The sequence below is a fragment of the Flexivirga sp. genome (genome assembly GCF_035551235.1).
GTDB lineage: Bacteria > Actinomycetota > Actinomycetes > Actinomycetales > Dermatophilaceae > Flexivirga.
This window is the reverse complement of record NZ_DASZNO010000047.1, coordinates 226783-239736: the sequence shown is the minus strand read 5'-3', so window position 1 is coordinate 239736 and position 12954 is coordinate 226783. Positions and strand designations below refer to the sequence as shown.

12 protein-coding genes are annotated in these 12954 nt (G+C 68.8%); 2 read left to right on the top strand and 10 right to left on the bottom strand.

All coding sequences use genetic code 11. The annotated features are described in order from the left end of the window. Window positions 1-34 precede the first annotated feature (34 nt). Genes VG502_RS17740 through VG502_RS17725 form a run of 4 tightly spaced genes read right to left on the bottom strand, consistent with a single transcriptional unit; the run spans window position 35 to window position 4647 of the window. On the bottom strand, window positions 35-1543 hold the full coding sequence (locus VG502_RS17740) for a glycoside hydrolase family 3 N-terminal domain-containing protein (RefSeq protein WP_325551409.1): 1509 nt from the start codon (window positions 1541-1543) through the stop codon (window positions 35-37). An 11-nt stretch (window positions 1544-1554) separates the two neighbouring features. Further along, window positions 1555-2379 (bottom strand): carbohydrate ABC transporter permease, encoded by an 825-nt coding sequence (locus VG502_RS17735; protein WP_325551408.1) that lies wholly within the window; start codon window positions 2377-2379, stop codon window positions 1555-1557. Beyond that, complete coding sequence (locus tag VG502_RS17730; RefSeq protein WP_325551407.1) at window positions 2376-3290, bottom strand: carbohydrate ABC transporter permease; 915 nt, start codon at window positions 3288-3290, stop codon at window positions 2376-2378. The genes VG502_RS17735 and VG502_RS17730 overlap by 4 nt, the downstream gene beginning before the upstream one ends. Before the next feature lie 40 nt (window positions 3291-3330). Continuing rightward, on the bottom strand, window positions 3331-4647 hold the full coding sequence (locus VG502_RS17725) for a sugar ABC transporter substrate-binding protein (RefSeq protein WP_325551406.1): 1317 nt from the start codon (window positions 4645-4647) through the stop codon (window positions 3331-3333). Window positions 4648-4844: 197 nt separating this feature from the next. Here VG502_RS17725 and VG502_RS17720 point away from each other — a divergent pair, with 197 nt between their 5' ends. Continuing rightward, window positions 4845-5198, top strand: coding sequence for a GntR family transcriptional regulator (locus VG502_RS17720; RefSeq protein ID WP_325551405.1), 354 nt, complete (start codon window positions 4845-4847; stop codon window positions 5196-5198). Window positions 5199-5329: 131 nt separating this feature from the next. Further along, the gene (locus VG502_RS17715; protein WP_325551404.1) at window positions 5330-5476 is read left to right on the top strand and encodes a hypothetical protein; all 147 of its coding nucleotides are present in this window, start codon (window positions 5330-5332) and stop codon (window positions 5474-5476) included. Window positions 5477-5569: 93 nt separating this feature from the next. On the opposite strand, the gene VG502_RS17710 is transcribed toward VG502_RS17715, so the two are convergent. The 6 genes from VG502_RS17710 to VG502_RS17685 form a co-directional block, all read right to left on the bottom strand. Beyond that, window positions 5570-6814, bottom strand: a complete 1245-nt coding sequence (locus VG502_RS17710) for an acyl-CoA dehydrogenase family protein (RefSeq protein ID WP_325551403.1) — start codon at window positions 6812-6814, stop codon at window positions 5570-5572. 50 nt (window positions 6815-6864) lie between these two features. Continuing rightward, window positions 6865-8199, bottom strand: a complete 1335-nt coding sequence (locus VG502_RS17705; protein ID WP_325551402.1) for an acyl-CoA dehydrogenase family protein — start codon at window positions 8197-8199, stop codon at window positions 6865-6867. A gap of 186 nt (window positions 8200-8385) precedes the next feature. Then, window positions 8386-8949, bottom strand: coding sequence for a type II toxin-antitoxin system PemK/MazF family toxin (locus VG502_RS17700; RefSeq protein ID WP_325551401.1), 564 nt, complete (start codon window positions 8947-8949; stop codon window positions 8386-8388). Then, window positions 8946-10256 carry a (Fe-S)-binding protein gene (locus VG502_RS17695; RefSeq protein ID WP_325551400.1) on the bottom strand — a complete coding sequence of 437 codons (1311 nt, stop codon included), beginning with the start codon at window positions 10254-10256 and terminating at the stop codon, window positions 8946-8948. The genes VG502_RS17700 and VG502_RS17695 overlap by 4 nt, the downstream gene beginning before the upstream one ends. Continuing rightward, entirely contained in the window at window positions 10256-11476 is a 1221-nt protein-coding gene (locus VG502_RS17690; protein ID WP_325551399.1) for an FAD-binding oxidoreductase, read from the bottom strand. The genes VG502_RS17695 and VG502_RS17690 overlap by 1 nt, the downstream gene beginning before the upstream one ends. A gap of 2 nt (window positions 11477-11478) precedes the next feature. Then, window positions 11479-12951: an FAD-linked oxidase C-terminal domain-containing protein gene (locus tag VG502_RS17685; RefSeq protein ID WP_325551398.1), complete on the bottom strand. Its 1473-nt coding sequence runs from the start codon at window positions 12949-12951 to the stop codon at window positions 11479-11481. Window positions 12952-12954 lie beyond the last annotated feature (3 nt).

The following is a 12954-nucleotide window of genomic DNA, read 5'->3' as shown; positions in this document are numbered from 1 at the left end:
GCGGGCACGTCACCCGGCCGCGGAGCGCGAGTGGTCAGCGATGCAGCAGGGTGGTGACGGCAGCGGCCGTCGGCACACTGTCGCCGAACGTCCAGATCACTCGTCGTGCGCCGGCCAATTCCTCGGTGCCGGTCGCGTAGCCGAGGACCAGCACCAGCGCGTCCGGATTGGCCGCGAGTGCGACTCGAAGCTGCTCGTCCTCGGCCGCGTCGTGACGGGGGGAACCCGTCACGACGACATCGGCGACGGGCAGATCGGACCGCGGCGCGAGCTCGGCGTCGTCCGCGTGCCCCTCGACGGCCTCGGGGAGCACGAACGCCGACGTGATCGACGACCCGGGCCTGGCATCGAGGACGGCCTGGACCGTCAGTGCCGGAAGCGCTCCCGCGGCGACGTTTCGCTGCCGGCGAATGTCGAGCACTCGCAAGGGATTTGATGGGAGCTCGAGCTGACCTCGAGTGGCCAGGGAGCGGCCGGCGACGGACAGGTCGGCGGAGCGGTCGACCACGGGTGGTGCCGCCGCTCGTGTGCGTCGCCACCGGCGCAGCGCGTCGATCCGGCCGGCTGCCTGCTCGAGCCGCTCGACCGGCAGTCGGCCCTCGTCGACGGCGCGTGCCAACACGGTGCGCGCCTCGGTGAAGACCTGCAGGTCCTTGTCGGAGGTCGTCGCGCCCAGCACCGGGTTGCCGAGGCCGAGCAGATCGGCGCCGGCGAGCAATGCCTGCACGCACCCCTCGCCCAGGCCGATCGTGTCGCGGATCGCGCCCATGTCGAGTGCGTCGGTCATGATGACGCCGTCGAAGCCCAGTTCGTTGCGCAGCATCGACAGGACCGGTGCGCTGATCGTGGCCGGGCGCGACGGATCCAGCGCGGGCAGGATGACGTGCGCGGTCATCACCGCGCGCACACCGGCGCGGACCACCGCGGCGAAGGGGGCGAGCTCGCGTTCGCGCAGCACCTCGAGCGGGGCATCGACCTGAGGCAGCCCGACGTGCGAATCAACTGCAGTGTCACCGTGTCCCGGGAAGTGCTTGGCAGTCGCGGCGACTCCCGTCGCCTGCAGGCCCTCGGCATACGCGATGGCATGGCGGGTGACCAGTTGTGGTGTGGCACCGAACGAGCGCACCCCGATCACCGGGTTGCCGGGGTTGCTGTTGACGTCGACGACCGGCGCCAGGTCGATGTCGATGCCCGATGCGCGCAGGTCCGCCCCGATCGCGGCGCCGACCGCGCGGGTCGCCGCGACGTCGTCGACCCGGCCGAGCATGGCGGCGCCGACGTGTGGTGACCCGTCCCGGGCACCGAGGCGGCTGACGATGCCGCCCTCCTCGTCGGTGGCGATGAGTACGTCACCCAGTTCGTGCAGTTGCCCTGACAGTGTTGCCGTCGTGTCGACGTCGCCGATGTTGTGGCTGAAGTAGACGACACCGCCGAGGCCACGACCGATGGCGTCGGCCAGCCAGCGCGGTGGTTCGTTGCGGCCGGCGAACCCGGGCTGCAGGACGGTATGGATCAGCCGGTCGACGGCGGGGTCCGTGCCCATTCGCGGGGTTGTCACTTGACGGCGCCGGAGACGAGGCCGGCACCGAGGCGTCGCTGGGCAAGCACGAAGACGATCACGACAGGAAGAGTAACCACGGTCGAGGCTGCCATCAGGCCACCCCAGTCATTCGTGTTGGCGGTCGAGAAGTGCTGCAGGCCCACCCCGACCGTGAGCACGCTGTCCTTGGACAGGAAGGTGAGTGCGAAGGTGAACTCCTCCCACGCCATGACGAACGAGAACGCCGACGTGGCAACGAGTCCCGGCACGACGAGCGGCAAGAGGATCGAGCGGAACATCCGCCACCACCCACAACCGTCCAGGTATGCCGCCTCCTCCAACTCGCGCGGCACGGCCGCTACGAAACCCCGTAGGTTCCAGATGGCGAAGGGCAGTGAGAAGGCGATGTAGACCAGGATCAGCCCGAGCAGCGAGTTGAGCATCCGCCAGTCCTTCATCTGCAGGAAGAGCGGGATGACCAGCGCCTCGGCGGGCAGCATCTGCACCACCAGGATCAGCACCAGCATGGTGGAGCGGAACCGGAAACGGAACCGCGCGATCGCGACGGCGCCGAGCAGGGCGAGAGCACCGGAGATCACGACGACCGCGGCCGTGACGATCGCCGAGTTCAGCAGATAGCGACCGAACTCGTGCTCCGAGAACACTCGGGTGAAGTTGTCGAACGTCGCGTGGTCCGGCAGCAGGTTGTCCGTGCCCGAACCGTTGCGGGCGTTGAACGCCGTACTCAGCATGAAGTAGACGGGGAAGAGCGTGAAGAACAGCAGGGTCACGACAGCGACCGTCTTGCCGGTCGTGCGCCACGGGGAGTTGGTCCTCATACGGTCTCCTCCTCCCGGAACATGACCCGTAGGTAGACGAGGCTGATCATCAGCAGCACCAGTGTGAGCAGGACGGCGATCGACGAACCGAGGCCGTACTTCGTCTGGTTGATCGACGAGACGTAGGACCAGACGCCGAGGTTGAACACGTCCGGGTTGCTGCCGTCGCCGCCGGGCATCAGATAGATCTGGGTGAACACCTTGAAGTCCCAGATCGTCGACAGGATGGTGACCACCGCGAAGACCGGGCGGAGCAGCGGCATGGTGACCGACCAGAACCGCCGCCACGCCGAGGCGCCGTCGATCTTGGCAGCCTCGTGCAATTCCGTTGGCACAGTGAGCATTCCGGCGAAGAGTGTCACGGCCACGAACGGGAAGCTGTGGTGCACGACGTTGAGCAGCACGATCGCGTAGAACGACCATCGGTCGGTGAACCAGTTGTGCCCGTTCGGACCGATCAGGCCGAGCCATTCCAGCGTGTGCTTCGCGATCCCGTCGTCGGGCGCGAAGATCCACTTCCAGACATAGGTGTCCGAGACCGCCGGAATGGCCCAGGCGATCAGGATCGACCCGATGATCAGCGCGCGCACCTTCGGACCGACATTGAGCAGCAACAGTGCGACCAGCGTGCCGAGAACGATCGTGCAGAACACCGCGAGTGCAGCGAGCACAACGGTGTTCGGCAGGATCGTCTTCCACATGTATGACGCGGGCAGGCCCGGCGCGCCGGAGAAGATCTGCTTGTAGTTGTCGAACCCGATGCCCACCGGGTGCCCGCTGATCACCTCGCGCAGGTTGTAGCGCTGGAAGGACAGCACCGTCACCCGGACGATCGGGTAGAGCAGCAGTCCGGCGATGACGATCAGCGGGCCGGCCAGCAGGAGCCAGGGCCGTGACTTGGAAGTAGGCACGTAGAAGTTCTTCGGTGTCGGTGTCGGTGTCGGGTGGCGCTCAGCTCTTGGCGTTCAGCGTGGAGGTGATCGCCTCCGCCGCCTTCTTGCTCGCCGCGGGCACGGAGGTGCCCGTCAGGATCGACTGCAGCATCGCGGTGATCGTCTTGTTGCCCTCGACCGTGCCCCACTGCGGTGCACTCGGGACGTTCCGGCCGCCCTTGAGCATCGCGGTCGCGAACGGCGCGACGAGCTTGTCGGGGCTGTCGGCGAACGGCTGCAGCGCGGTCTTGGTCGTCGGCAGGAAGCCGGTCTGGTCGGCCCACTTCTTCGCCAGGTCACCGGTCGTCATCAGCTGGATGAACTTCCAGGCGAGGTCCTGCTTCTTGCTGGTCGCCATCACCGACAGGTTGGAGCCGCCGAGGAACGCCGGTGCCACGCCACCGTTCTTGCCGGGGATCGCGAACGCGCCGATCTTGTTCTTCAGGTCGGGGTTCTGCTCGATCGCGGTCTTGGGCGTCCAGTTGCCCTGGATGACCATGGCCGCCTTGTTCTTCGCGAACGCATCCAGCAGGTCGGTCTCCTTCCAGGTCGAAGCCGCGGTGGTCGAGGAGCCGTCCTTCAGTGCCAGGTCGGTGTAGAACTTCAGGCCCGCCTGCGACGCCTTGGAGTCCAGCGTGCTCTTCCACTTGTCGCCGTCTTTGGTGGCGAAGCCACCTCCGGCACCCCAGATGAACGGTGCCGATCCGTATGACGAGCCGCCCGCGATGGGCATGGCGGCCATCTTCGGCTCCTTGGCCTTCAGCGTCTTGACGGCCTGCTCCAGCTCGGCCCAGTTCGTCGGGACCTTCACGCCGTCCTTGGCGAAGATGTCCTTGCGGTAGACGATGCCGCGCACGCCGGCATACCAGCCCACGCCGTACTGCTTGCCGTCATACGTCGCCGAGTCCTTCAGCGCCTTCAGCTCGTCCTTGCCCATGCCCGAGGAGGTGACCTGCTTGGTGATGTCGGCCAGGCCGCCCGCCGCTGCGAACTCCGGGGTCCAGGTGGTGCCGATCTCCGACACGTCCGGGCCGCCACCGCCGGCGAAGGACCGCACCAGCCGGTCATGCGCGTCGGCCCACTCGACCTCCTGGATGTTCAGCGTGGCGCCGGTCTTCTTCTTGAACTCCTTCTTGGCAGCCGCGTAGAACTTCGACGCGTCGGGGTTGGTGCCCTTCATGACCCAGAACGTCAACGACTTGGCGGTGCCGCCGCCGTTGGCCGCGGCGCCTGCGGAGTCACCCGACCCACCGGAACCACCGCTGTCGCCGCAGCCGGCGAGGGCGAGGGTGAGCGCGGTCAGGGAAGCAAGTGCCGCAGCTGTGGTGGTGCGCATGGTTCTCCTTGGTGATGTGGCAGGTGACGGGTGAAGCCGGGGAACAAGGGGTGGATCGGTCCAGGGCGGGCGATCCGAGGGAAAATTCAATTCGTAAAGGCAGGGTAGAGGAAAAATGTTTTCTTCAAGGGTCCTGGGCCCGCCGGATGTGGCGTGTCTTCCCGTGGGTGCCCGGGAGGATGTTCGATGGGTGGATGATGACCATCGATCAAGACAGCGCGGTCCCGCCATACCAGCAGATCTGCGAGCAGATCGCGGCACGCATCGAGGCCGGGGAGCTGGCGGTCGGCGCCCGGCTGACGTCGGTGCGCGGGCTGGCCGCCGAGCTCGGTCTCGCACCGGGGACGGTGGCGAAGGCGTACACCCAGCTCGAGGAGGCCGGGTTGATAGAGGGCATGGGTCGTCAGGGCACGCGGGTGGCCGCCGGAGGAGATGGCACGCGGGCGCTCGCGGCGGCTGCGGCTGCCGATTTCGCGGCGCGTGTACGACGGCTCGGGCTGGGGACCGAGGAGCTACTGCGCATCGTGCGCACGAGTCTCGACCAGGCGTGAGCGGAGGATCCGATTCCGGCAGGGGTGTGTGCGAAGTCACCTCCGGCGCGTTGGCGGGCGAAGGTATGGCGGAGGTAAAATTTCGATAACGAAGAATTCGTTATCGAATACGTCTCGAAGGAGAGACCAGCATGACCTCGCTCGCCCGCGCCATCCGTACCCACCGTGAAGCTGCCCGTGGTCGGCGTGAACTGTTGGACGCGATCCGCAGCGCCTCGACCCAGAGCGCCCGGGATGACCTGATCATGGCGCTGCAGCGGGCGAACGCCAAGAGCTGACAAAGATTTTCCAGGACTTTCCAGGACTTTCCACGACGAAGGCCCGACCGGTGAACCGGTCGGGCCTTCGTCATCCGTTCGTCGGAGCGGCTGCTACTTCAGCTCGCTCGAGCTCAACTCCAGCAGGCGGCGGGCGACGACGAGCAGCTGAATCTGCTGCGTGCCCTCGAAGATGTCCAGGATCTTGCTGTCCCGGGCCCACTTCTCCAGCAGCTCGGTCTCGGCGTATCCCGTTGCGCCACAAAGCTGTACGCAGGTCAGCGCGACGTCGACGCAGGTCCGGCCGGCCTTCGCCTTGGCCATCGAGGCCTGCATGGAGTTGGGCTTGCCGTTGTCGGCCATCCAGGCGGCGCGCATCGTCAGCAGGTATGCCGCCTCGTAGTCGGCCTCCATCTGCAGGAGGCGTGCCGCGGCATACGGCTGCGTGTGCAGCGGTGCGTCGGCGTCGGCGGTGAGACCGGCCTTCGCGAGCAGCTCGGTCGTGAGGTCGAGGCTGGCCCGGGTGAGGCCGACGGCCATCGCGGCCACCAGCGGCCGCGTGTTGTCGAACGTCTGCATGGCACCGCCGAACCCGCCCTCGGTCCGGATCTCCGGGTCGCCGAGCAGGTCCTCCGCCGGCACACGGCAGTTGTCGAGGGAGAAGGCGGCGGTGTCCGACGCGCGGATGCCGAGCTTGTGTTCCAGGCGCACCAGCTTCAGGCCCGGGTTGTCGCGGCGCACCACGAACGACTTGATCGCCTTCTTGCCGAGCGCGCGGTCGAGCGTCGCCCAGACGACGACCAGCTCGGCGCGCTCGCCGCTCGTGACGAAGATCTTCTCGCCGTTGAGGACGTATTCGTCGCCGTCCTTGGTCGCGGTCGTGCGGATCGCGCCCGAGTCGGAGCCGGTGTCGGGTTCGGTGATCGCCATCGCAGCCCACTTGCTGCCGTAGCGCTCCTTCTGCTCGTCGTTGGCCACAGCCGCGATCGCGGCGTTGCCGAGCCCCTGGCGGGGGAGCGACAGGGTGAGACCGACGTCGCCGCGGCAGGTCTGCATGATCGACAGCACCGACGACAGGTTGGAGCCGTTGACGGTCTCCTTGGTCTTGGCGCCACGCGAGCCGGCGCCGACGCCGGCCGGCTCCTTGGAGCCGCCGCTCGTCGTGCGTGCACCGGCGCCCTGCGACGCGCCCGAATCGGACAGGCCGTCGATGACGGCGGACATCAGGTCGAGTTCGCGCGGGTACTCGTGCTCGGCGAGGTCGTACTTGCGGCTGATCGGCCGGAAGACCTCGTCGGCCAGGCCGGATGCCTGCTTGAGCAGCGGAACGAACTTCTTCGGAACCTCAAGGTCAATCATGGTTCAAATCCTTTGGTACAGAATGAGTTTGGGAGGACAGGGCTGTTGCTCTAGACGAGCAACGCGCCCTCCATGAGGCCGGCGCCGCGCAGGTCGCGGAACCACCGCTCGTTGTCGAACTCCTTGACGAAACCGTGACCGCCGAGCAACTGCACGGCGTCGGAACCGATCTGTGCGCAGTGCTTCTCGGTCAGTGCTCGCGCGTGGGCGATCTGCTCGCTCGCGTCGAGACCGCGGTCGAGGCGCGAGGCTGCCCGCCATACGACCAGGCGCAGGCCGTCGAGCTCGATGGCGATGTTGGCGACGGTGAAGGCGACGGCCTGCCGGTGGGCGATCGGCTCGCCGAAGGCCTTGCGCTCCTTGGTGTAGGTCTTCACCTGGTCGAGCACGGCCTGCGCGGTGCCGACCGCGGCGGCGGACCAGGCGAGACGGGCACGGGCGACGGCGTCGGTGTGGTCTGCCGCGGTGCCGAGCAGGTTGGACGTGGACACGCGGACCTGCTCCAGGTGCAGCGTGCCGGTGTGCGCCGCACGCACACCCATGGCCGGGTTGTCCGACACGGTGACGCCCTCGGTGGTCGGCGGCACGATCACCAGTCGCGCTGCGCCGTCGATCAGTGCCGAGACGATGAACAGGTCAGCGGTGGCGGCACCCGGGACGAGTGCCTTGGTGCCGTCGAGGACGACGCCGTCGCCGTCGATGCGGCCGGTCGTCTGCGGCTTCGCCGGGTCGAACAGCGGCTGCGGCTCCATCAGTGCGAGCGCGCCGGTGGCGGGCGAACTCTCGTCCGTGAAGGCGGGCAGGTAGGTCGCCTGCTGGTCCGAGTCGCCATAGTTCACAAGGCAGTTCGCGACGGCAGCCGGAGACATCACTGCGACGGCGAGGCCCATGTCGCCGCGGGCGAGCTCCTCGAGCACGAGAACGCTGGTCACGGCGGACGCCTCCTCGGCGACACCGCCGAGCTCGGTGGGCACGCCGAGCAGCGCCATACCCATCTGGGCGGCCTGCTCGCGCACCGCGTCGGGCACGGTCCGCTCGGTGTCGGCCGCCGACGCGGCCGGGCGGAGGACCTCATCGGCGAGCTCGCGTGCCGCCTCGCGGATCATCTCCTGATCGTCGTTCGGCGTCAGGTCGAACTGCACGCGGGGCTTGGCCGGCTTGGTGCGGGTGGGCGATCCCGAACCGCTCCTGGCGGTGAACGCGCGCCCGGCCGCGACCTGGGCGCGGAAACCCTGGCGAGCGCCGCGGTAGAGGACCTTCTCGACCTTCGCGCGCAGCGCGGGGTTCTTCATCGCCTCCAGGCCGCCGGCGCGGGTGATGAGGCGCATGCCGAACGACTGGCCGCGGTCGGCGAGGGACGGCTTGGATTGCTGCGGGTGGCTCATGGTTGCCTTTCGGTGCAGGCGGGATGTTCTTGTAACTTACGGTACCGGAAACATCGAGTATCGGGTACCGCCCGCGGCACTCTTTCGCCGGCAGGGCGCGAACGCTGCCGGCAGGACACGAGAAACGGCATCCGGCGCGGAGTTTCATGTCCGCCGGATGCCGTGGGTGTCCTCTCGGCGAAGGGGCTAGGCGTAGGCGGCCCGGACCGCGTCGGCGACCAGGTCGAACTGGGCGCGCGGCAGGACGGAGCCCTCGCGCCGGATGGCCGACTCGGACAGCCGGATCACCCGATTGACGCGCACCTCGCTGGGGCGGTGGTGCGGATCCCAGTCGCCACGGCCGATGTCGCACCACAGGCGTCCGGCCCGGCGCTCCTGCTCGGCGTCGCGGTCGTGATCCTTGCTGGTGAGCATCAGAGCGAGCAACCAGCCGCCGTCGCGGCCGACGAGCAGCACCGGCCGGTCCTTGCCCTGGCTGGCGTCCTCTTCGAAAGGCACCCAACCCCAGACGATTTCGCCCGGGTCCGGCTTGCCATCAGGCTTGGGTGCGTAGGTCATGGTCGGAGCGCCGGAGTAGTCGCCCGGGTAATCCGACGCGGGATGTGCGGACGGGGCGCTACCGGGAGTGGGCCGTCCTCCGCTGGTAGAACGACGCGACGCCCGACGTCCTTCGGCCTGGCGGAGGGAGTCGCGCAAGACGTCGCCGAGCAGGCGAGTGGCGGTGCGCGCCAGGCTGAAGCGCGAGGTCACGCCGTCACCAGGCTCTCCACCGGGAGCCCGCGGATCGACGCGTCGAGCACCGTTGCGGTGTGCGCCATCGGGATCGGCGTGCCGAGCTTCTCCAGGGCATTGGCGATCTGCATCAGGCAGCCGGGGTTGGCGGTCACGATCAGGTCCGGCTTCGTCGCCAGGATGCTCTTGGCCTTGGCCTCACCCAACTCGGCGGCGGTCTGCGGATGCAGGATGTTGTAGACGCCGGCGGAGCCACAGCAGATGGCGGCGTCCGGGATCTCGACCAGCTCCACGCCCGGGATGGCGCGCAGCAGCTCGCGCGGTTGCGATCGCACACCTTGCGCGTGGCCGAGGTGACAGGCGTCGTGGTAGGCGATGCGGACCGGCAGTGGGTGTCGGGTCGCGACGGTCCCGAGCTCGGTGAGGATCTCACTCAGATCCCGAACGTTCGAGCCGAAGGTTTGCGCCGATTGCGTTGTGGCGTCGTCATTCTCGGCGGCGAAGAGTGGGCCGTAGTCCTTCATCGCACTGCCGCAACCGGCGGCGTTCGTCACCACGGTCCGGATCTGGGGAGCCGCCGCGAAAGTGGCCATCGTCTGTCGCGCGAAGCCCTGTGCCTCCGGCTCGCGCCCGGAGTGGCTGCTGAGCGCGCCGCAGCACCCCTGATCCCTGGGTATGACGACCCGGCATCCCTCCGCTGCCAGGACGCGGGCCGTGGCGGCGTTGACGTCGGAGAAGAAGACGTCCTGGACACAACCCGTCAGGAGTCCGACGACGGCGCGCTCCTCGCCGACGGCGGGCAACTCCTCCGGCAACTTCTCCGGCGCCCCGAGCTTGGGGGTGAGTCGCTCCATGGCGGCGAGTCCGGGGAAGAACCGGTCGAGCAGCCGGGTGCGGCGCAGTGCCCGGTCGAGGCCGAGACGCTGCGTCGCGCGCAGCGGTCCGCGCAGCTTGCGTAGCCGGGAGGGGTAGGGGAAGAGGCTGAAAATCGTTTCGCGCAAGGCCTTTTCGGAGCGTGAGCGCTCATGCCGCCGCTCGACCTGGGCGCGGGTCTGCTCGAGCAGCCGGTCGTACTGCACACCGCTCGGGCAGGCAGTCACGCACGACATGCAGCCCAGGCAGGCGTCGAAGTGCTCGACCATCTGATCGGTGAGCGGCGCGCCCTCCAGGCCGGCCTGCATCAGGTGGATGCGCCCGCGCGGGGAGTCCATCTCCTCGCCCCACAGCTGGTATGTCGGACAGGTCGGCAGGCAGAAGCCGCAGTGCACACAGTCGGCGATCAGCTCCTGCGACGGCGGGTTGTGCGCGTCGAACGCGTTGGTCATCAGATGCCTCCCACGAATCGTCCCGGCGCGAGTTGCCGTCCCGGATCGAACTGCTGCTTGAGTCGCCGCATCACCGGGAGCCCGTTGACCGGACCCCAGACGTCGACCTCGTAACGGAGCGCCAGTGGCGCCGTCAGCAGCACCACGGCTCCACCGGCCCGAGCCGCCAGGGGTCGCAGCAACTGCAGCATGCCGGCGAGGTGCGCTGTGGAGGTGTCGGCCGGTGCGGCGGCATACAACACGCCGGTGCCGGCAGCGCCGCGCACGTGCAGGCCCAGCTCGGTTGCCGCGTCGGCGATCTCGGCCACCGCACCGAGCCGGCAGGTGATCTTGAGGGCGATGCCGGTGCCGTCGGTCGGGCAGGGCAGGCTCCAGGGCCAGTCGAGGTCGGGGATCACCTCGGTCGCCGTCTGGAACTCCGGGCCCGCAGCCTCGACCCGGCCGGCGACACCGTCCGCGGTGCCTTCGACGAGCAGGGCTACGGTCGCGAGTTCGCCCGGCTGCCAATCGATCTCGAGCGCAGCCGGTGCCAGCTGCGAATGACACAACCGGGCAAGGAGCGGCTCGAGCTCGTCCGGGCGTGCCGACGCGGTGACCCAGGCGCGGGTCTCCGGGATCGGGTGCAGCCGGAAGGTGGCTTCGGTGATGACCGCGAGGGTGCCGTAGGACCCGACCAGCAGCTTGCCCAGGTCGTAGCCCGCGACGTTCTTGACGACCTTGCCACCGGAATGCGCGATCGTGCCGTCGGCGAGGACGACGGTCGCGCCGATCAGCAGGTCACGTGCGGTGCCGTGCTGCAGCCGGTGCGGCCCGCTGCTGTTGGTCGCCAGAACGCCACCGATCGTGCTGCCGTGCACCGGTTCGTCCAGGCTCAGCAGCTGGCCGCTGTCCCGGAGTCGTTCCTGCAGGCCGGCGAGCGGCATACCGGCTTCGGCGCGGACGATGAGGTCTCCCGGCTGGTGCTCGAGCAGCCGGTCCAGGCCACGGGTGTCCAGCAGCAGATCGGGGGCGGGGCAGACTCCGCCGAACGTCTGCTTGGTGCCGTTGCCACGCACCACCGTGACGGCGCCATCCTCGTGGGCGGCGCGCAGGACGGCTGAGACCTGCTCGGTCGACGTGGGGCGAGCGACGCATCCGGGCACGTGACCGTCGAGGGCGTCGTCGCGCCCGCCGGATCGCACGTCGACGCCGAGCTCCTGCAGTGTCGTGAGCAGCGGCATGGTCAGAAGACCTCGCCCAGCCCGGCAGCCTGCACCGGATGTGCGGCCCGGCGCTTGCCCGGGACCTCGCCGCACAGGCGGGGAGTGGGAAAGACCTTGCCGGGGTTGGAGATTCCGGTCGGGTCGAAGGCGCAGCGCACGAGTTGCATGGTGTCCAGGTCTGCATCGGTGAACATCTTGGGCATGTGCTTGGCCTTGTCGGCGCCGACACCGTGCTCGCCGGTGATCGAGCCGCCGTGCGCCAGGCACAGGTCGAGTATGGCGCCGGACGTGTCCTCGGCGGCCGCCGCCTGACCGGGCACGCGCTCGTCGAAGAGCACCAGCGGGTGCAGGTTGCCGTCGCCCGCATGGAAGACGTTGGCGACGCGCACCCCACGCTCCGTGGCAAGTGCCGTCATGGACCGCAGCACCTCCGGCAGCGCCGTGCGTGGGATGACGCCGTCCTGGACGATGTAGTCGGGGCTGATCCGGCCGACGGCGGCGAAGGCGGACTTGCGGCCGCGCCAAATCGCCTGGCGTTCCTCATCATCGGCGGCGATGCGGATCTCGAAGGCACCGGCATCGCGGCAGTGCGCTTCGGCGGCGGCCAGCTCGACGGCCACTTCGTGCTCCGGCCCGTCCAGCTCCACCACCAGGACAGCCCCGGCACCGTCGGGGTAGTTGCACGCGACCGCGGCCTCGGCGGCCTCGATCGCCAGCGCGTCCATCATCTCGATGGCGGCCGGCACGATGCCCGCACCGATGATCGCCGAGACCGCCGCACCTGCGGAGTCGGTGTCGGCGAAACCGGCCAGGAAGGTCTGCACCGCTGCCGGTGTGCGCGTCAGTCGCACGGTGACCTCGGTCGCGATGCCGAGGGTGCCCTCCGAGCCGACGAAGGCGCCGAGCACGTCATACCCCGGCGCGTCCGGCGCGGTGCTGCCGAGTGTGGTGCGCTCGCCGTCGGGCAGCACGACCTCGGCGGCGACGACGTGAGTGGCGGTGAAGCCGTATTTGAGGCAGTGCGCACCACCGGAGTTCTCGGCGACGTTGCCGCCGATGCTGCAGACCTGCTGGCTGGAGGGGTCCGGCGCGAAGTAGTAGCCCTCCGGCCGCGTCCGCGTGGAGACGTTGAGATTGATGACACCCGGGTCGACCACGGCCCGCTGGTCACGCGCGGAAACGCTTCGGATCTCACGGAATCCGCTCATCACGATCAGCACTCCGTCCGCGTGGGGGAGCGCTCCGCCGGACAGTCCCGTGCCCGACCCGCGTGCCACGAACGGCACACCGTGCTCGGCGCAGGCACGCACGGCGAGCTGCACGTCGTCGGCGGTGCGAGCGAGCACCACGAGTGCGGGCGTCACCCGGTAGAGCAGGAGACCGTCGCAGTCATAGGTCGCCAGCCGGGTCGGGTCGTCGATGACGGCTTCGGACGCAAGCACCGACCGCAGCTGTGCGGTGACAGCTGCGATCGGTGTCTGGGTGTTCGTCATACG

Bases quoted from the DNA above. Each gene is read 5' to 3' on its own strand.
- VG502_RS17690 (WP_325551399.1), bottom strand. From the start codon at position 11,476: ATGCCGCTGCTCACGACACTGCAGGAGCTCGGCGTCGACGTGCGATCC.
- VG502_RS17715 (WP_325551404.1), top strand. From the start codon at position 5,330: ATGACCTCGCTCGCCCGCGCCATCCGTACCCACCGTGAAGCTGCCCGT.
- VG502_RS17735 (WP_325551408.1), bottom strand. From the start codon at position 2,379: ATGAGGACCAACTCCCCGTGGCGCACGACCGGCAAGACGGTCGCTGTC.
- VG502_RS17685 (WP_325551398.1), bottom strand. From the start codon at position 12,951: ATGACGAACACCCAGACACCGATCGCAGCTGTCACCGCACAGCTGCGG.
- VG502_RS17705 (WP_325551402.1), bottom strand. From the start codon at position 8,199: ATGAGCCACCCGCAGCAATCCAAGCCGTCCCTCGCCGACCGCGGCCAG.
- VG502_RS17740 (WP_325551409.1), bottom strand. From the start codon at position 1,543: ATGGGCACGGACCCCGCCGTCGACCGGCTGATCCATACCGTCCTGCAG.
- VG502_RS17695 (WP_325551400.1), bottom strand. From the start codon at position 10,256: ATGACCAACGCGTTCGACGCGCACAACCCGCCGTCGCAGGAGCTGATC.
- VG502_RS17725 (WP_325551406.1), bottom strand. From the start codon at position 4,647: ATGCGCACCACCACAGCTGCGGCACTTGCTTCCCTGACCGCGCTCACC.
- VG502_RS17720 (WP_325551405.1), top strand. From the start codon at position 4,845: ATGACCATCGATCAAGACAGCGCGGTCCCGCCATACCAGCAGATCTGC.
- VG502_RS17710 (WP_325551403.1), bottom strand. From the start codon at position 6,814: ATGATTGACCTTGAGGTTCCGAAGAAGTTCGTTCCGCTGCTCAAGCAG.